Here is a 17,484-nt window from a genome sequence, read left to right on the forward strand (position 1 = left end):
CTGTAGCTCCCTTCTCTGTTCCATGCTTCTCCGGTGGTATTCCGTCCGTGAACGCGGCGATGTTGCGGCTCTGCCAGGCTGGTACCCCGTCCATTTCCTCCACGTCACTTTTTACGGTTCCCTCAACTCGTCGTTCGAAGCCGCCAGGATGTATACCGGGTTCGTGAACGCGAGTGTTGCATGGCCGCCTGCCAGCATGCCCGCAGCCTTCACTCTAAGCCAGCGAATCCCTGCCGCAGGGATGCTGCATTCCGCGGCGCCCTGCTGATCTGTCCTTGGCAGAATCGCAAGCTCTCCTGCATTCGATTCCACAATCAGCTTCGTCACTTGCATCTCATCCGCCGTCCGGCCAGGCACGGACGATGACTCTACTTGAATACGCAGTTCGATCGTGGCCGTCTCCGGGCTTAAGACCGTGATGATATCGCCAATCCCGTATGTCGCCCCGCCGTGCGCTGCTTCCACATGCAGCAGGGGTCCCATGCTCACGATACAGCGTCCGTGCCGAATGGCTGACACGACCGATTCCGGCCGGCTGCGTTCGCTTTCCTTCTCCAAACCGACATAGGTGAAGGCTGACCAGCCGTCTGCATGCTCTGAGTGATGCCAATCCCGCCCTGCGGTGGCCGTGATCCGGAAGCCTTCATTAAGCAGGCTTGTCCACTGCTGGAATGCCGGGATGTTGTGATGCTTGTACGGCGGCATCATCTCATGCCACACTTCAACATAGTCAATATCGTTCCAATTCTGGATCTCATATTCCCAGTGACAGCCTGTGCATATCGGACTGCCCATGCTGTAGGGGTGTGCGATCCCTACGATTCCTCCGGCCTCATGCACCCGCTGGATCCCTTTATGAATATCCCGCGGTCCGAGATCTCTCCATTCGCAGTAAGGGGCACCGAGGGTCAGCATATGTCCGTAAAAGGTCGTCCATTCCATCCCGGGAATGATCGCTACCCCGGTTTCCTCCTGTGCCGCATTGGCTTCCGCCATGCCTGACAGCGTATTATGATCGGTCAGCGCAATGCCTCCAAGACCCAGCTTCTTCGCTTCCCTGCACATCTCCAGCAGCGAATGTCTTCCGTCACTATGCGGTGTATGGGTATGCAGCTCAAATGGTACCCATGGCATCGGCATTCCCTCCCTTTCTCACAACGAGTCGATAGTGGCACTCCGGCGTCACGACGCAGTGAATGCTGATCGTAAGCTTCCAGATGCCGCTGGGCAGCGGCCCAGCAATGAACCCGGGCGATGCCTGCTCCTCAGTCAGGAGATGATGCTGCTCCGGGGGATGCCGATGAGCCGAGCCGCGAAAACCGGACGGATCATCGAGCGATAGCGTCAGCAAATTTTGCAGGGGAACGAATCGCTCCCAATGCTGCTTCTGGAGCTCAGAAATCGACGGCTCCGCATACTTGTCGATGGCCTCCAGGATCATCCGCCGCGAAGCTTCCCGATCCTCGAGCGCCTTCGGGCTGTAGGCAAAAGCAATGTCCAGGCAGGCGGCAGGCTCATCGATATGAAATTGATAGGTAATATGTGTCTTGGAGCTAAGCGGAGTTACGTTTCCCTCCACAATCAACAGATCGTCCATAAGTTTTCGACCACCTTTTGCTTCATGGATTTTCGCTTTGGTTATCCATGCTGATGTCTTGCTTCTCTGTCTCCTGTGTTGCGGTATGGTATCGTTACCAGAAGAATGATACTTCGTATTTTAGAGGACATTTGTAAAATCTATTACCGTTTTTCCTCGGCGTTATATAAATTTCGTGGAGAATTACGTCTGATTTTGTCAAATGATGATAGCGCCATCGCCATGAGAGGAATTGAGTTCTTACTGCATAGGCGGAAAAGCTGGATTGCCGCTTGCTTGCAGCGGCCGCGAGCATAAAAAAACAGGCTTATCGTTTGATAAGCCTGTTCCCAGCTCCTGCTGTTCGTTTCACGCGTGTGCCAGCCTTGGGCGGCAGCTCTCACGCTCAACGAGACGATGCTGCAAAATAATATCCGAATCAAATGTAAATTCGGGATTAACGATCATGTGATGCATATATTCCACCGACTTCTTCCCAAGCTCCTCCACCGGCTGCTGCATCGACGTCATTGCCGGACGCACGACCTCGGTAATCAAGCTTCCGTCAAAGCCCATAATCGACATATCTTCCGGCACCTTCAGCCCGTGGTCCAGTGCGCAATTCAGCGCTCCGACAGCCATATCGTCACTGGCGGCAAACACGACCGTCGGCCATTCGTCCTCGCCGAGCATCTCCTTCATCAGCCTCCGGCCCGAAGGGAGCTTGTAGTCCCCGAATTTCACAAAACGTGGGTCCGGCTCGATGCCGTGCTTCTTCATCGCTTCCGCGTAACCGTTGTAACGGCTGAACCCGGACGTAATGTCCGCCAGGTCGCCGCCGATAAAGGCAATCTTCTCATGGCCTGAGGAAATGAGATGCTCCGTCGCATCGAATGCCGCCTGATAGTCGTCGATCAGCACCGATAAGTAGGATGAAGACGGACCTTTCACACTGGAGAACAGAATCGGCATTGAAGCATGTTCAAAAAACTCGAGGATATCCTGATTGAATTTCTGATGCATGACGATGATGCCGTCCACCCTCATATTTTGAAAAACACGCAGGTAACGCAGCTCTTTCTCCATGCTTTCTGCAATGTTGCCAACGAGCAGGTTATATCCTTGTGCGCTCGCGGTTTCCTCAATGCTGCTCAATATCGTTGAGCAAAATTGACTCGTCAGATCCGGCACGATAATGCCGATTGTATTCGTCTTCTGCATCTTCAGGCTGCGTGCGATATGGCTCGGCGTATAATTCAGCTCTTCGATCGCCCGGTTCACCTTATCAAGCAGCTCCTGGCTTACATACTTCTCGCCATTCAACACTCTGGAAACGCTGGTGACCGACACCCCGGCCCTGCGCGCAACATCTTTAATGCTAGCTCCCACCATGCCACCCCTTACCCAGTATCGTGCTTGTCTTCTACGATATGACAACGCCCATCCTCACGTCAACCTCTCCGGATGCAGCGACAGCACCGGTGCCGATCCTCCACATTGCGCTAAACACACAGAAGCCTGGCTTCAGCTGGCACACAAAAAAAAGAAGGAGACGGTGAAAGCATTCACCGTCCCCCCCATTCCTTGCCGCGTTGCCGATTAGAAGTTGGTAGAGATAATTTTCGAGGCATGATCGCCTGTAATAAAGTCCATCACGGTGATGCCGAAGCGGCCGTGGGTGTTGGTGCTGAAGAACTGATTGACTTTCGGGTTGATGTCATTGGCAATCGTGCGAATGTTCGGGATGCCGAACAAGCCCGGGTTATAACCGCTGGTGAAGTTGATGTACAGCCATGACGGGTTGGACGAATTGGCTTCATGATACATGTTCTGAATGTCGTTCCACTTTTTGTTGCGATCCGACACTTTGTAATAATCCTGGATTTTCAGATTGGCAGCGTTCTGAATCGTGAAGGTTGTGTTGTCCTGCCAAGATGTGGCGTCGATGCCTTTCGGAAGCTGGGCAGCCTGGAATCTGCGCACCAGCACAATCTTACCTCTCGCTTCGCCAAGCGTTGGGACGTGATTCGTCATCAGCCATTTGTCCGGGTTTTTGCTTACATACCAGTTGAACGTGTCCTCATAGGAGCGCGTGTTATCAGCGGCGGTATGCTCTTCTTTCACACTCATGATAACCGTCTCTGTCGGGTTGTTGTTCAGGAACGAGATGACCGCGTTCAGAACATCGTCGAAATTCTGATTCTGGTACACCGCACCATGATGAATGGTGAATGCATCCTTATAGTGTCTCGTACGGATGTCTAAGTAACGCACACCGACGGACAGCTGCTCTGCAATGGTGAGATCCTGGTTCTTGGCTGTACCGTAAATCGGCTCGTACAATGCACCGGAGTCATGGGTTCCCGGAATCGAGAGGCTCGACAGGGAAGTGTTGTCGCTGATGGATCCCATCCAGTTGGAACTGTTGTATGACGCGGAGGCATCGGAAGCAAAGAAAGTGCCGGCTACAGACGTTACAAACAGCATGAGGACGGTTACACGCAGAATCGCTTTCTTCAACACGGGTATCACCTTGCCTTTTCATAGTTTTATGTCAATCAAGCGGCGCCAGCTTGAGTAACATCGAGCAGGTCATTCATACAACGAGAAGTCATCCATACAACTCGGGACATGATGAAACCTAGGATGGCAGCACAAAAGCCGCGCGGGGCAAAAGCCTATGTATCTATCCATACAAGACCCCTGTGAAGGAAAGGTATAGACATCTCGTCAATTAGCCTATCAATCGATTGTTAATTAAGAATTAAGAAGATATTTTTGCTGTGTTAATCATTGGCATTGTTTTCGTAAAATCTTGCGTGACATTTTATGATTTTGCAGATTTTTTCGTTGAGGCATCATCACTTGAGTTGACATAAAATCGGTGACCCTCTATATTTAGAGTAATTACTCTAAAACAGAGGTGATGTGTGATTGAACACCAAATCACGAATTGTGCAAACTGCGGTTCAGTTATTTAATGATCAAGGGATCGGCAAAGTATCGACCAATCATATCGCCGCTGCCGCTTCGATGAGCCCAGGCAATCTCTATTATCATTTCAAGAACAAGTCCGAGATCATCCAAGCGATTCTGCTGGACATGTATGAGGAATGGAATGAGGTATGGTCGCTCCCCGAACATGTCACACTGACCCAGCAGCATCTGGGGCAGAAGCTGCTGATGAACTTCGACATTTTGTGGCGGTATCGATTTTTTTACCGGGAGGCACTGTCATTGTTTCAGGCAGATGAAGCTTTAAGACTCCTGCATACGGAGATGATGAACACCCGACTGGTGGAGCAGGAAGCGTTTATACGAAGATTTATCACGGATGGCGTGCTGCGGATCGAAGCTGATTCCGAGCAGCTGCAGAAACTGCTGATCGCCTGCTGGATCATTGCGAACAATTGGCTGTCCTTTCTCGAAATGAACGGTCAGCCTGTCGATGAGGCCAGTTTTACCAATGGCGTCGGCCTGATCTGGGCAATACTCGACCCGTATCTCGTGAAGTAGACAATAATCATATACTGGAGGATGGATTGTGGAGCCTACGAAATCGGATCAACCGCATAAGAACATGTCAAGAAGGAATTTTCTCAAGGCATCAGGGGCTGCATTGGTGCTGCTCGCAGGAGGAGGACTATACCGGGCTGTGGATCAAGGGGTATTCTCTACGGCCCGGGGACCCGCTTATGTTCCCTGGAATGTCGATGTAGCGTTTGAACCGGACCTTGCAGAGAAGGATCCTGTCAAATTGGTACAATACGCTATATTGGCCGCCAATGCGCATAACACCCAACCGTGGCTGTTCCGTGTACAAGATAACCGAATCGAGTTATTCGCTGACCTGTCCCGAAATATCGGTGCCATGGACCCCTTCTATCGGGAAATGAACATCAGCCTGGGCTGTGCGATTGAGAATCTGTGTCTGGCTGCTAAAGCGTTCGGTTATGAGCCGAAGGTGCAATTGCATGAAGGGGAGTTTGACCGTATCAAGGTTGCTGATATTACGCTGTCAGATCGAATTCCGGAAGTTTCGCCCTTGTTCCGGATGATGACGAAGCGGCATACCCATCGCGGCGCTTATGATACCAAGCAGCCAATACCAGAGCAACTGCTGCGGGACATGAGCCTGCTGAGCCGGGATAATCCGAATGCAGATCTGGTATGGCATGCGGACGATCAATCGAAGAAGCACGTCGGTGCACTGATTATTCAAGCAACGGAAGCGATCATACAGGACTCGGTTCAGGCTCACGATAGTCATCGCTGGTATCGTCATACCAGGGAGGACATTCATCGCTTCAAGGACGGGACAACGCTGGACGCCACAGGCAACCCCGCCTTCGTCCGGGCACTTGGAAAGCTCCTCCCCATCTCCGAGGCGTCTTCGAATGATTACTGGCTCAGCATGACAAAAGACACGCATATTCCAACAGCCGCCGCCTTCGGCAGCATCGTTGTCTCCGCCAGGTCCAGAACGCAATTGCTGGAAGCGGGCCGCTTGTGGCAGCGGGTTCACCTTTGGGCTACCAGCAAGGGACTTGCTCTCCATCCTTTGAATCAAGCGAATGAGCGTCAGGACCGGGAACAGCAGCTTGGACTGGAGCCGCTCTTTGGCAGCGCCCTTCAGCGGCTAGCTGGCCGCGGCGAGCATGTGTTTCTGTTTCGCATCGTCTATGCGCGGGAACAAGCGATCCCGAGCCCGCGCCGAGCGGCGGAGGAAGTGCAGCTGCAATGATCCGGGCAGGCGCGAAGGACAATGCATATTTCTCCGCGAGCACCTACATCATGAAATCATCATTCCTCGTTATGTCGCTGCGGAACGGAATGGGATGAACTCCGATCCGGGCTGACAGGATCGTTTGCCAGATGCCAAAAAAGCATGAACTCGAGATCCCCCCGAATTCATGCTTTTTGTAGTCAAAATATGCTGCCAGGAAAGCCATTCCATGACGGGTTATACATAAACTCATTTCCTGCATTCCAATCACACATCAAAGTCGACATCATACAAAAACTGAAGCCGTTTATGAAGCAGCTGCGAAGGAGCGATTGAAAAAGCAGCGTCCCGCAATTTCACCAAGAGCGGATGGTTCACTTGAGCCTCGGAGAGACTTGACCATGTCAACTAACCCGTAGAAAATATCAATCAAAAAAGACCGCTCTGCAAACGGTCATACTGCACTGTACCTGAGTACTGATAACAGCTTAGACGAACTGGCTTTAACAACCGTGCACGACTTTTAATTCTTTGGAATATCGTAAATATCATTAGGATCATTGGTCTGTAGCACTATTCCTTCATGATCTAATACAATAATAGTGGGCGACTGTTCAATGGCAAATAGTTTCTTATAGTCATATTTTTGAGTTTGGTCATCCAGACTAATAAAAGACATATTATGAATGGGTAACGATTCAAGAATAGCTTCTGAATTTATGACATTCAGCATTTCTTCGATAAGTTCGGAATAATCTGATTGACGCCCATCCCAAAAGACATAAATATTGTAGGATTTTTGCTGAGGCGAAACCATGTCACGGACGGCATCTTCTTTCCCCCTAGAACAAGCGGCCAGCGTGCAGGTGAAGAAAATAATAAGGAGAACATTTAAAATTCTGCTTGTTTTAATAGTAATCACCTCGTTGAAGTCAAGGGGGCAGAGTCCCTTGTTATTCTTATCAAAATCCAAAATGAGGGTTTAACCCCAATTTTAAGCATCTTAATAGGTAATGTAAATAATAAATACTTCCTACCGACTTACTATTGACTTCTATTAATGCAGTTACATACTTCAGAGTTGATCTGCACGCTTCCTCCCTCGCCTTGTAAAACGCCTTTTTTGTAACTGAAGTTGCATTTTATATAGCTTTTTGGCCATTTCAAGGCTCTATTCTTTGCTGGAGGTTGCCAAAACCTTATTAAGTTACTAAGTTCTCTACTGCTCACGCCATAACAGTACTACAGTGAATAGTACCAGCAAGGCTGTATTAATGATTATAATCTCATACAAAGAGCTCGGGCGTATCCCTGAATTGGATCGACTAATTACAGCGATTTCGGAATTGTTAAAGCATTAAGGATGTGAGGACAGGACAAGAGACTGGGTAGGTTAGCGTCAAGCAGCGCTTGCATTCGCTCGCTCCCACAGCTGTCTAATATCAGCGTAGCAGAGAACATAACGGCGGTATCCGAACGTGAATATAGTGTGGATGGGGACAAGAAAACATGGAACCTAGATAATAAAGGTTCCATGTTCGGATGAAGTGTGTATGAAATTAAACTTTAGCAGCCCATATTTCGATTTCTATCTTGATTTCCGGCAGCCCCAAAGCCGTAACATAGGCTACCGTCATCGCAGGGTACTCATCATTGAAGAATCGTTCCCACTCGGAATAGAGGTAATTCCAATCAATCGGCTCAATTGCCCAAATGTTCACTTTAATAATATGATCTGAACATAATCCTTCTGCTGCCAATACGTTGTGGATGTTGGCAAAGGTCAGCCCGATCTGTTCATTCATGTTCTCAGGGAACTGCCCGTTGGGATCGATGCCGATCTGGCCGGATGTCACAAACCATTCCGCATTTCTTGGAATTTTTGTAATATGGGTGTATTTCCCTACCGGTTTCGGCATGCTGACTGGATTGGTTCTTGTAATTTTATCATTATTCATTGTTAGTTCCCCCGTCTACAGAAAATTCTGCTGTGTTCTCCAGTAAACCGCTTTTTGGACACACTTCACCCTTGGAGCGATTTGTCTAGAAGAAAACAGCAGTAGAGTATCCATAACCCGCAGATAAAGCCATGAGCGATCTTTTCTTCATCAGATGGATACTCCTTTCTTGTTCACGGACGGATTTGATAACATCATAATCCCAGTCTACCACACCTGCTCAAGCCATTTCACCTATGTCCTATGAGATCTTGCTTGCAGCCTTTTCGTGTCTTACAGGCCTCAAGAAAGTGTACGTACGCTTGCGCGCTTGGGTTCAAGGCAGTTATGCATTTCAATCCGAGTGGCCTTTCAGTATAGAAAACATCTATCCTAGTATAAGTACGCAAGTTCACTTCAGGTACGTTCCAAAAGGTACGTTCGGATGAGATTTAGTGCATAGAAAGCTCCTCCGATGGCTCCTGAACTTTTCCTCTTCCCCTTAGCCTCCATAATCCGGCCGCAATGCCCATACACCCGGCGGCTACCAGCACCCCGTGAGCCACTCGCAGCGGCTGGGTTCCCAGAAATTGAGGAAGATACAGCAGGAATCCCATCGTGAAGAGCACACCAGCCCATTTCGGTAAAGCACCGGATTTCCATATGACCATAACCACCAGAATGGAACCGATGCCGATCAGCATCAGCCCCGCAAGAATCATGAGAAACCCGGAGCCATAACGAATGTCATCCGCCAGGGCGATCCATTCGGCACTTTGCTCTGCGAGAGCACGCTTTCCAAGCGCATGTAAACCGAATACCTCAGCACCATAAAAGGGCAGCGTCAACCCGATTCCGAGCCAGGTGACCACGATACTGCGAAGGGCAAGACGCCCGCAAGACCCGTTCTGTAGAAGTAAATAAAGTCCCAGCAGCCCTGCACCCAGTAACGAGAAGGCCACAATCGCGAGCACATGGGATACGATCCAGGCCGGAGAAGCAAAGGCTGCCGCGCCCACCAACGATGTCTCATCAGAAAACGGACGGATTGCAGGATAGAGAACAAACAGAATCCCGGCAATGACTAAACTGACAGAGGCTAACCGAATGCGCTTTTCCATAAATCCCTCTCCCCGAAAACTAATATAATTAGTATTTAAACTAATCTAATTAGTAATATAACTAATGTGATTAGTTATGTCAATCGGTTATTTCATTCACTATTTCCGCTTTCTCGTCACGGTTTAGTGATCATCAGCGCTTGGGGAATGACCATCATAATCCAATACACCCAAATCGATCGTATGAAGCCGCTCTGGGTTCGAGATCAATTCCACTTCGGTAATGATCCCGCACTTCACTGTGAACTTCAACACGTAGAGCAAGTTGCCGCCAGGGGCCGCCACGATGCCCACGCTGCCGTCCACCCAGGCAAGCTGAGCTGATTTCTGCGCACGTCCGGCTACCTTCTTGGCCAGCGCCGATGCACCGCGGAACACTCTCGGCGTTCCGTCTTCCCGGTCGTCCCGCAGAACCACATCCGGATCCAGAGCAGCAATCAGCTGATGGAGATCTCCTGCATGCGCTGCTGCCAGAAAAGCCCGCACCACATCACGCTGAGCTGCCACGCTGGTATCCAGAACCTCCTCCGCTCCGCGGATCCGGCGTCGTGCCCGGCTCGTTAACTGCCTTGCTGCGTCGTCTGATTTACCAATAATCGAAGCGATCTCGTGAAATGGCATTCCAAACACGTCATGGAGAATCAAACTGATTCGTTCCGCCGGCTTCAAACGGTCCAGCACGACCAACATGGCAACGCCTACGGAATCGGCGAGGACAGCTTCCTGTTCCGGATCGGCATACGAAACGGCTGCAAGCGCCTCCGGCGGATGCTCCTCAAGCGACTCCTCTTTCCTCGTCTTGCGAGCCCGCAGCATATCCAAGCAGATCCGCGATACGACGGTAGTGAGCCATCCCCCGATATTGTGAATATGATTCACATCGCTGCGGCTCAGACGCAGCCATGCTTCCTGAACCGCATCCTCCGCTTCGCTCAGAGAACCAAGCATACGGTACGCCACGCCATGAAGATGCGCCCGGTGTGCTTCGAATACCGCTGCCAACCCTGCCTGATCATTCATCTTGCTTCCCCCTTCTTCTCTTTCGGACAGTACAGCAATCCCTCTATCTTTATTGACGACCGCCACTCAATTTATGTGACATCCTCCCTGCATGATCTATTCATCGGCACTAGGCCCGAGTGTTTGTCACACTTCCAGACCGTGATCCGTCATCGTATTGTAGGACCGAATAACGGGTTTACACCTAAATCACGAGAAGGAGTGTATGTTGATGTCATCCAGAATGGACAATCCTGCTGCCATTGTGCCCGATATGGGCCAAGCCTTGCAAATGTTAGGAAATGCGCTGTTTTCGTCTGCGGCACAGACCGGTGTTCCGAAGGGACTCCTGTTCCTGTGCTACTTGCGCGCCAGCCAGATTAATGGGGACAGCGTATGCGTACAGCTTCATGCCCGCAACGCACTGTCAGCGGGGGAAACGACAGAGCGCGTGCTCGCAGCCGCCGCGTGGCGCGATACGCAGCTATTCAATGAAGCCGAGCGAGCGGCTCTCGCGCTATGCGAAGCCATTACCCGGATTGAAGACCGGGCACATCCGGTGCCGGACGATATCTATGACGAGGCGGCAGCACATTTCGGGCAGCAAGCGCTGGCCACGCTGATCGCCGGGCTTGCCACCGTCAACCTGTATAACCGGCTCAATGTGGCGACCGGACAGCTGGCCGTGAGTGCGGATACAAGCAAGCCCGGTCAATAAGCAATTCAAGCAGGGAGCAGCGTTCGATTTCTCTCCTGCTGTTCATCATTCGATGTACGAACCCACCAAACCCCAAAAAGCCTGCAGCATACGCTCCCATAGAGCAATGCCTGCAGGCTTCTTTCGCATTACAGAAGCATGCCCGTGCGGACAGCGATATCGCCATACCCGGCATTGTTCACGACCACATCAAGACATCCGTACCGGCTCTTCGCCTCTTCAACCGCTTGAGATACGGCCGACTCATCGCTGACATCCAGAGCAAGGGGGTAAATGCGATCTCTGTACGTCTCGACCAGACCGGCGAGTGACTTCGGGTTGCGGGCCGTGGCAATGACAACATCTCCTTTGCGCAAGGCTGCTTCAGTCAAGGCGCGGCCAAATCCCCGGGAACTGTCTGTAATAAACCATATTTTTGGATTCGTCATGGGATGAACTCTCTTTCGATTAATGAATGTTCATTTATTGTACATCAAAAAAATGGGCTCGATAACGGCCATCACATCTCCCCTTTCTCGTCATTTCCATTTGGATTATACCTTTATCGCATCCCAGCTCATATCAATCGCTGCTTGCAATTGCTGCTGGTCGAACTGCGTTCCGTTCTTGACATGCTCCTTCGCAAGTTCCACCACCGGCATGATCGAATATACGATCAGCATCCGAACATCCGCTTGCTTGAACAGCCCTTGCTGCTTGCCTTCTTCAAGCATGTTATAGATCGGCTCGAACATCCCTGTCGTGTCCAAACACCATTTCTGCGGAAACGGGGAATGAATCATTTGCTCCAGGAACAAAAAGTACGCTGTGTTGCTTTGTATAAAATCAACGTAGTTATGAATAATCGACTCAAAGCGCTCCCGGACGGCCTTCTTCTCATGCAGCCCTTCGAACATCTTCTCGCTTAACTTGCCTTTTACCTTCAGGTACGTGTTAAGCAACAAATCCTCCTTGTTCTCATGATAAATATAAATGGTTGCAGCCGACACATTGGCCTGCTTGGCGATTTTCGAAATTGAAATGTCAGCGAACCCGATCTCACTCACCAATTGGATCGTAGCATCAAATATTGCCTCTACTTTATTATCATCTCTATGTCTCATATCCACAACAGTAAATGATCATTCATTTAATGTCAATGCAAGCAACTCCATTCCTGATGGAGTGCTGTCGGCCCCAGCCTCAAGAGCACGTCTTATGATGTTCAGTTGTCATTCATTCCTTTGCCATCCAGAATATGCGGCACATATTTCTCGATGCGCGACACCCTAGTTTTGGCTTGCTTCGCCCCGTTAAAATAAAGCACGTACGCTCTTTGACGCCCCGGCGTCAAGGCTTCAAAAGCCGTCTGCAAAGCTGGCATGTCGGCGAATTTCTGCTGTAATTCTTCCGGGATGACCAGCGGCTTGTCCTTGGCCGCAGGCACGGCTGTCCCAGCTTTCTCGACCTCGAGAGCGGCATGAACGAACGCTTTCAGCATCCCTTCAGCCTCGGTAATTTCCTGAACCCCCGTAAACCGAATCTGACGCGCCGCCTGCACGTTCTCTGTCATCTGAATCAGGACTCCGTGCGGGTCAGGCAGCAACGCGCCTTTAAAAAACATCAGCGCAACATACGCTTTAAACGGCTGGATAATGCATATATTTTTGCCCTGAGATGTGTAGCAAGGCTTCCCCCACTTCAATTCCTCGTCCAATGGACAATCAAGCAGGATCATTCTCAGTTTCTCCATTTCAAATATCCACTTGTCAGCTTTCCCCAGAAATTCATCTACCTTCGGATTCGCTTCATGATAAGTCATCCCGTAACCCCCCGCTTCTCCATTAATCTTGCGATATGCTCTCATTATTAATCACGGATCAGTGAAAAGTAAAGAATCGTACCCTGGAAAGCCAAAGAATCCCTGTGCCGCCCTCTGCCGGCGTTCATGTAAACCACGTGTAAATATATGTAAAGACGGAGTAAAATTTATCCAGCCTATCTATACTTCTTCTATAGTCTAACGTAGACTACTAGTAAGGATTTTGCATAATCGGTGAAGACGTCTCCTATTCGCAAGAAGTAATACATAGAATAAACAAGATTCACGGGTTGGTTTATCATACCGGGAGGCGCCCAACCGAATGTTGCATCATCCGGATCAAAAGGAGGAGTATACCGTGAGCAAATTCACCAAAGCGGAAAAAAGCTGGATGATGTATGACTGGGCCGATTCAGCTTATTTTCTCATTATCGTGACCGCTATCTTCCCGATCTATTACAAGGAAGTGGCTGACAACGCTGGCGTCCTGGGCGCCAACTCGACCGCCTATCTGGGCTACACCATTTCAATCGCCACCTTTATCCTGGCGCTGCTCGGACCGATCCTTGGCACCATTGCCGATTACAAAGGCATGAAGGACAAGTTTTTCACCTTCTTTTTTGTCATCGGTGTCATTTCAACGCTTGCTCTGTTTTTTGTCCCGGATGACAACTGGCTTCTCTTATTGATCTTTTATACGCTCACAACCCTGGGCGCGCGCGGAGCCAACGTATTCTACGATGCCTACATCGTGGACGTCACCTCGAGGGACCGACTGGATGAGCTGTCTGCCAGAGGTTATGCGCTAGGCTATATCGGCAGTACGATTCCGTTCATCGTATGTATTGCCATTATCCTCACAGCCCAGATGGGGATCATTCCGCTGTCCACGTCGGCAGCAAGCCGGACGACCTTCCTGATTACTGCCATCTGGTGGCTCGCCTTCACGATCCCGATGCTAAGAAACGTCAAGCAGCAATACGGGGTTCAGCGTGAACCGAGAGTTGTTGTCAACAGCTTCAAGCGCCTTGCGCAGACCTTTAAGGAGATCCGGCAATACCGGACTATCTTCCTGTTTTTGATCGCCTATTTCTTTTACATTGACGGCGTGGGCACCATTATCTCCATGTCCACCGCCTACGGTACCGATTTGGGGTTAAGTGCGACAGACCTGATCATTGCGCTATTGGCCGTACAGATTGTGGCAGCCCCATTCTCGATCGTATACGGGAAGCTGGCCAACCGATTCGGCGTCAAAAAGATGCTGTATACCGGCATTGTCATTTACATGATCGTATGCGTGTATGCCATGTTCTTGAAGACGATTGCAGACTTCTGGATATTGGCGATGCTTGTGGCGACATCCCAAGGCGGTATTCAAGCACTCAGCCGCTCTTACTTCGCCCACATTGTACCTAAGGAAAAATCCAATGAATTCTTCGGCTTCTACACCATCTTCGGCAGATTTGCCGCTGTATCCGGCCCATTCCTTGTCGGTGTGATCACACAACTGACCGGAAGCTCCGCCTTTGGCGTAGCAAGCTTGATTGTACTGTTCGCGATCGGGCTTGTCGTGCTGATGTTTGTTCCTTGGACAGCAGCGCGTAGTGCGACTGCGGATCTCGACAACACGCTGGAAAAAAGCCTCTGATTCATACTCGCTATTATACAAAGCTGGCGTCGATGCTCTATCGGTGCCGGCTTTTTTCATGCCCCTGAAGCGGCGGACAGCCTCTCCCCTCCCTGCATAATCGGCAAGGTGCCTGTGGAAGAACCGCCGATCTCCTGATCAGGCTCCGCTCGGCTGCAACGCTGAAACGGACTGCGCCGGCGGTCCACGAATGACAACAGGAACAGAGCCATCCGCGAGACGTTCGGATCATGAAGGTTATCCTCCATGATCCCGTCCTGGGATGGCTCTGTTCATTAGGTAACAAGGGGAGAGCAAGGATCAAGCCTGCCCTCCCTGTTCCTCTCCCTGTGCAGCGTCCTAAGCCGAAATTTCCTGCTTCCGGTTGGCAATTTGCAAGAAGCTGTTGATGAGTTTGTCGAAAATTTCATTCCATGACAATGTCAAGGCAAATGCCCGGGATTTCTCCGCAAAGGTGCGGCGGAGGCTTTCCTGCTCCAGCAGCAGGCTCGTATAGTTGGCGAAAGATTCCGTATGCTTCGCTTCACATAAGAAACCGTTCACGCCATGTGTGACCAAATGCTGCACGCCTCCCGCCTTGGCCCCGATCACCGGCAAGCCCGACGACTGGGCCTCCAGCACAACGTTCCCGAAGGTCTCAGTCGGGGAAGGAAACAGGAACAGATCAGCCGAGGCATATACCTTGGACAAGGCTTCCCCTTCCAGAAAACCGGTCCAAGTAATTTGCGGGTGCTCCTTGGCCGACAGCGTCTGGAACAACGGACCGTTGCCCACGATCAAGAGATGCGTCTCCTGCTTAACATGCTCTGGCAAAGCATGGAACGTCTCCAGCACAATATGCACATCTTTCTCGGGCGCTACCCGCCCTACGTAGAGCAGGATGTTTTTCTCCTTGATATTGTATATCTCCCTGACGCTCCGCGATTGTTTGGCCGGTGAATAAAAGTGGTGGTTCACTCCCCTGCCCCAGATGTCGATGGAAGGATGGAAATTCCGGCTTAGCAGCTTCTCGCGTGTGCTCTCCGAAGGCACATAAACCCGATCGAAGGGCTGGTGAAACCACTGTAGATACTTCCAGATCCACTTGGTCAGAAACGTAGCGTGATAATAGGCCAAATAATCATCAAAGTGCGTGTGATAGGACGCAACCATCGGAATTTGATGTTTCTTCCCATAATGGAGACCGAACAGGCCCAAGTTAAAAGGCGTTGCAACATGTATCAAGGTCGGCTTGAACTCATCGAGTGTCTGCCGAATGTGAATCGGGTTCGGAATCGCCAAGCGGCAATCCGGATACAGCAGAAACGGGATGCTCATAAACCGTTCAATATGAGGCACCTTCGGTACTGGAGTTCGACCTTCCGGGACGAATAAGCGATACGCAATGCCTTTCGTATCCAGATAATTGGTGTAGCGCTTCAGCGTGCGGGCTACCCCATTCACCTCCGGGGCATATGTGTCTGAAAAAATCGCGATTCGCATCTTTTCACTCCTTTTATCCGTGATCGCATCATTGCCTGCTGTCCTCATGAATGCAACAGGTGACTCGGCTGCCGCTCATTGACGGCAGGGCGGCCAATGGAGTAATACTCCACCCCTGCCCGTTCAGCTTCCGCTAAAGCGTAGCAATTGCGCCCATCAAAGATAATCGTTTCCTTCAACGTCTCCTGGTTATATTGAAGTAGTGGAAAACTACGGATTTCATCCCATTCCGTAACGATAATGCTCGCTTCCGCCCAGTCCAGCGCCTCCTTCATGCTGCCTGCAAACCGTGCGCTTTCGAGAACCGGATTTCCTTTGGCCTGATTCACGATCGGATCATACACGATGAGCGAGGCGCCAGCCTTAAGCAGCTCCTTCATCATGACTAGCGATACAGCCTCCCGGATGTCATCGGTATTCGGTTTGAAGCTGAGGCCAAGGATAGCCACCCGAAGATTGCGCAGGGAGGAGAATCGCTGTTTCAATTTATCCAGCACCACATATGGGCGCTGCTCATTCACTATACTTACAGCCCGCAGCAGCTGCAGCTCGGACTGCGCAGACTCTGCCATATGCAGCAGCGCTCTGATATCCTTCGGAAAACAAGAGCCGCCATAACCAAGGCCCGCCTGTAAAAATGGTGAACCGATCCGCCGATCAAGCCCCATTCCATGGGCGACTGCATCCACATTGGCCCCCAGCTTCTCGCATAAATTCGCCATCTCGTTAATGTAGCTGATCTTCGTTGCCAGAAAAGCATTCGAGGCGTATTTAATCAGCTCCGCGCTTCGAGGATCGGTGCGAAAGACCGGCGTTCCAAACGGCTTGTGCAGCTCGGTAACGATGTCTGCGGCGCGGTCGCTGTCCGCACCAATGACGATCCGGTCCCCGTGATAGATATCGTGAATCGCCGAGCCTTCCCGCAGAAATTCAGGGTTGGATACGATGTCAAACGGGCAGTTTGTGTGCTGCTGAACCATCGCTCGCACCTGTTCATTCGTTCCGACCGGCACGGTGCTTTTGACCACAATGACGGTGTACTGCTCAATCGCTTTGGCGACTTCGAGCACCGCCTGCTCGATGTAGCTCACATCCACAGCTCCGTCCGGCCTGGATGGCGTTCCGACCGCTATACAGATGACATCCCGAAAGCGATATGCGTCTGTCGTGTCGGTGGTAAAGCGAAGACGCCCATTCTGTAAGTTGCGAACCATCAGCTGCTGGAGTCCAGGCTCGTAGAACGGCACTTCTCCCCTGCTAAGCTTCATGATTTTCGCGCTGTCGACATCTGTACAAATAACTTCATGACCGATCTCTGCGAAGGTCACGCCGGTCACTAAACCAACATAGCCAGTTCCAACCACGGTTATTTGCATGCGGCCCTCCTCCATTTCATTCAGGACTTGATGGATGCCATCCATCCTCCTGGTCGCCCTTTGCGTTTAGTGTATCAAGCGAATATTAAGGGACTGT

The 17,484-nt window shown here is 50.8% G+C and carries 18 protein-coding genes; 4 read left to right on the plus strand and 14 right to left on the minus strand.

The window, feature by feature from the left end:
* Positions 1-111: 111 nt before the first annotated feature.
* The 4 genes from CHH75_RS13855 to CHH75_RS13870 form a co-directional block, all read right to left on the minus strand.
* Positions 112-1,134 (minus strand): CehA/McbA family metallohydrolase, encoded by a 1,023-nt coding sequence (locus tag CHH75_RS13855; RefSeq protein ID WP_095398477.1) that lies wholly within the window; start codon positions 1,132-1,134, stop codon positions 112-114.
* Positions 1,115-1,597 carry a hypothetical protein gene (locus CHH75_RS13860; protein WP_095398478.1) on the minus strand — a complete coding sequence of 161 codons (483 nt, stop codon included), beginning with the start codon at positions 1,595-1,597 and terminating at the stop codon, positions 1,115-1,117. The genes CHH75_RS13855 and CHH75_RS13860 overlap by 20 nt, the downstream gene beginning before the upstream one ends.
* Positions 1,598-1,945: 348 nt before the next feature.
* Positions 1,946-2,968, minus strand: coding sequence for a LacI family DNA-binding transcriptional regulator (locus CHH75_RS13865; RefSeq protein WP_155617855.1), 1,023 nt, complete (start codon positions 2,966-2,968; stop codon positions 1,946-1,948).
* A gap of 207 nt (positions 2,969-3,175) precedes the next feature.
* Complete coding sequence (locus tag CHH75_RS13870; protein ID WP_196426412.1) at positions 3,176-4,096, minus strand: phosphatidylinositol-specific phospholipase C; 921 nt, start codon at positions 4,094-4,096, stop codon at positions 3,176-3,178.
* Positions 4,097-4,510: 414 nt separating this feature from the next.
* Between CHH75_RS13870 and CHH75_RS13875 the strand changes: the two genes are divergently transcribed.
* Positions 4,511-5,092, plus strand: coding sequence for a TetR/AcrR family transcriptional regulator (locus CHH75_RS13875; protein WP_095398480.1), 582 nt, complete (start codon positions 4,511-4,513; stop codon positions 5,090-5,092).
* Between the two features lie 28 nt (positions 5,093-5,120).
* Positions 5,121-6,320, plus strand: a complete 1,200-nt coding sequence (locus tag CHH75_RS13880) for an Acg family FMN-binding oxidoreductase (RefSeq protein WP_095398481.1) — start codon at positions 5,121-5,123, stop codon at positions 6,318-6,320.
* A gap of 505 nt (positions 6,321-6,825) precedes the next feature.
* Here the strand turns inward: CHH75_RS13880 and CHH75_RS13885 are convergent.
* The 4 genes from CHH75_RS13885 to CHH75_RS13900 all read right to left on the minus strand — a co-directional run bounded on the left by CHH75_RS13885 (position 6,826) and on the right by CHH75_RS13900 (position 10,380).
* Positions 6,826-7,224: a hypothetical protein gene (locus CHH75_RS13885; protein ID WP_176475571.1), complete on the minus strand. Its 399-nt coding sequence runs from the start codon at positions 7,222-7,224 to the stop codon at positions 6,826-6,828.
* Between the two features lie 637 nt (positions 7,225-7,861).
* A complete protein-coding gene (locus CHH75_RS13890) occupies positions 7,862-8,260 on the minus strand; it encodes a RidA family protein (RefSeq protein ID WP_095263719.1) in 399 nt (132 codons plus the stop codon).
* A gap of 431 nt (positions 8,261-8,691) precedes the next feature.
* Positions 8,692-9,360, minus strand: coding sequence for a hypothetical protein (locus CHH75_RS13895; protein WP_095398483.1), 669 nt, complete (start codon positions 9,358-9,360; stop codon positions 8,692-8,694).
* 123 nt (positions 9,361-9,483) lie between these two features.
* Positions 9,484-10,380 (minus strand): sigma-70 family RNA polymerase sigma factor, encoded by an 897-nt coding sequence (locus tag CHH75_RS13900; RefSeq protein ID WP_095398519.1) that lies wholly within the window; start codon positions 10,378-10,380, stop codon positions 9,484-9,486.
* A gap of 211 nt (positions 10,381-10,591) precedes the next feature.
* Here CHH75_RS13900 and CHH75_RS13905 point away from each other — a divergent pair, with 211 nt between their 5' ends.
* Positions 10,592-11,077, plus strand: a complete 486-nt coding sequence (locus tag CHH75_RS13905) for a carboxymuconolactone decarboxylase family protein (RefSeq protein WP_095263717.1) — start codon at positions 10,592-10,594, stop codon at positions 11,075-11,077.
* 128 nt (positions 11,078-11,205) lie between these two features.
* Here CHH75_RS13905 and CHH75_RS13910 read toward each other — a convergent pair whose 3' ends face one another.
* The 3 genes from CHH75_RS13910 to CHH75_RS13920 form a co-directional block, all read right to left on the minus strand.
* On the minus strand, positions 11,206-11,505 hold the full coding sequence (locus tag CHH75_RS13910) for an SDR family NAD(P)-dependent oxidoreductase (RefSeq protein ID WP_095263716.1): 300 nt from the start codon (positions 11,503-11,505) through the stop codon (positions 11,206-11,208).
* 105 nt (positions 11,506-11,610) lie between these two features.
* On the minus strand, positions 11,611-12,180 hold the full coding sequence (locus CHH75_RS13915; protein ID WP_095263770.1) for a TetR/AcrR family transcriptional regulator: 570 nt from the start codon (positions 12,178-12,180) through the stop codon (positions 11,611-11,613).
* A gap of 101 nt (positions 12,181-12,281) precedes the next feature.
* Positions 12,282-12,878 carry a YdeI/OmpD-associated family protein gene (locus tag CHH75_RS13920; protein ID WP_095398484.1) on the minus strand — a complete coding sequence of 199 codons (597 nt, stop codon included), beginning with the start codon at positions 12,876-12,878 and terminating at the stop codon, positions 12,282-12,284.
* 358 nt (positions 12,879-13,236) lie between these two features.
* Here CHH75_RS13920 and CHH75_RS13925 point away from each other — a divergent pair, with 358 nt between their 5' ends.
* Complete coding sequence (locus tag CHH75_RS13925) at positions 13,237-14,529, plus strand: MFS transporter (protein WP_095263769.1); 1,293 nt, start codon at positions 13,237-13,239, stop codon at positions 14,527-14,529.
* Between the two features lie 56 nt (positions 14,530-14,585).
* On the opposite strand, the gene CHH75_RS13930 is transcribed toward CHH75_RS13925, so the two are convergent.
* The 3 genes from CHH75_RS13930 to CHH75_RS13940 all read right to left on the minus strand — a co-directional run bounded on the left by CHH75_RS13930 (position 14,586) and on the right by CHH75_RS13940 (position 17,387).
* A complete protein-coding gene (locus CHH75_RS13930) occupies positions 14,586-14,777 on the minus strand; it encodes a hypothetical protein (protein ID WP_095263714.1) in 192 nt (63 codons plus the stop codon).
* Between the two features lie 91 nt (positions 14,778-14,868).
* On the minus strand, positions 14,869-16,011 hold the full coding sequence (locus CHH75_RS13935; protein WP_095263713.1) for a glycosyltransferase family 4 protein: 1,143 nt from the start codon (positions 16,009-16,011) through the stop codon (positions 14,869-14,871).
* A gap of 44 nt (positions 16,012-16,055) precedes the next feature.
* Entirely contained in the window at positions 16,056-17,387 is a 1,332-nt protein-coding gene (locus CHH75_RS13940; protein WP_095263768.1) for a UDP-glucose dehydrogenase family protein, read from the minus strand.
* Between the last annotated feature and the right edge of the window lie 97 nt (positions 17,388-17,484).

The sequence above is a fragment of the Paenibacillus sp. 7541 genome (assembly GCF_002276395.1).
Taxonomy (GTDB): Bacteria; Bacillota; Bacilli; order Paenibacillales; family Paenibacillaceae; genus Paenibacillus_AQ; species Paenibacillus_AQ campinasensis.

Bases quoted from the DNA above. Each gene is read 5' to 3' on its own strand.
- CHH75_RS13855 (WP_095398477.1), bottom strand. From the start codon at position 1,134: ATGCCATGGGTACCATTTGAGCTGCATACCCATACACCGCATAGTGAC.
- CHH75_RS13860 (WP_095398478.1), bottom strand. From the start codon at position 1,597: ATGGACGATCTGTTGATTGTGGAGGGAAACGTAACTCCGCTTAGCTCC.
- CHH75_RS13865 (WP_155617855.1), bottom strand. From the start codon at position 2,968: ATGGTGGGAGCTAGCATTAAAGATGTTGCGCGCAGGGCCGGGGTGTCG.
- CHH75_RS13890 (WP_095263719.1), bottom strand. From the start codon at position 8,260: ATGAATAATGATAAAATTACAAGAACCAATCCAGTCAGCATGCCGAAA.
- CHH75_RS13895 (WP_095398483.1), bottom strand. From the start codon at position 9,360: ATGGAAAAGCGCATTCGGTTAGCCTCTGTCAGTTTAGTCATTGCCGGG.
- CHH75_RS13900 (WP_095398519.1), bottom strand. From the start codon at position 10,380: ATGAATGATCAGGCAGGGTTGGCAGCGGTATTCGAAGCACACCGGGCG.
- CHH75_RS13905 (WP_095263717.1), top strand. From the start codon at position 10,592: ATGTCATCCAGAATGGACAATCCTGCTGCCATTGTGCCCGATATGGGC.
- CHH75_RS13910 (WP_095263716.1), bottom strand. From the start codon at position 11,505: ATGACGAATCCAAAAATATGGTTTATTACAGACAGTTCCCGGGGATTT.
- CHH75_RS13915 (WP_095263770.1), bottom strand. From the start codon at position 12,180: ATGAGACATAGAGATGATAATAAAGTAGAGGCAATATTTGATGCTACG.
- CHH75_RS13920 (WP_095398484.1), bottom strand. From the start codon at position 12,878: ATGACTTATCATGAAGCGAATCCGAAGGTAGATGAATTTCTGGGGAAA.
- CHH75_RS13930 (WP_095263714.1), bottom strand. From the start codon at position 14,777: ATGGAGGATAACCTTCATGATCCGAACGTCTCGCGGATGGCTCTGTTC.
- CHH75_RS13935 (WP_095263713.1), bottom strand. From the start codon at position 16,011: ATGCGAATCGCGATTTTTTCAGACACATATGCCCCGGAGGTGAATGGG.
- CHH75_RS13940 (WP_095263768.1), bottom strand. From the start codon at position 17,387: ATGCAAATAACCGTGGTTGGAACTGGCTATGTTGGTTTAGTGACCGGC.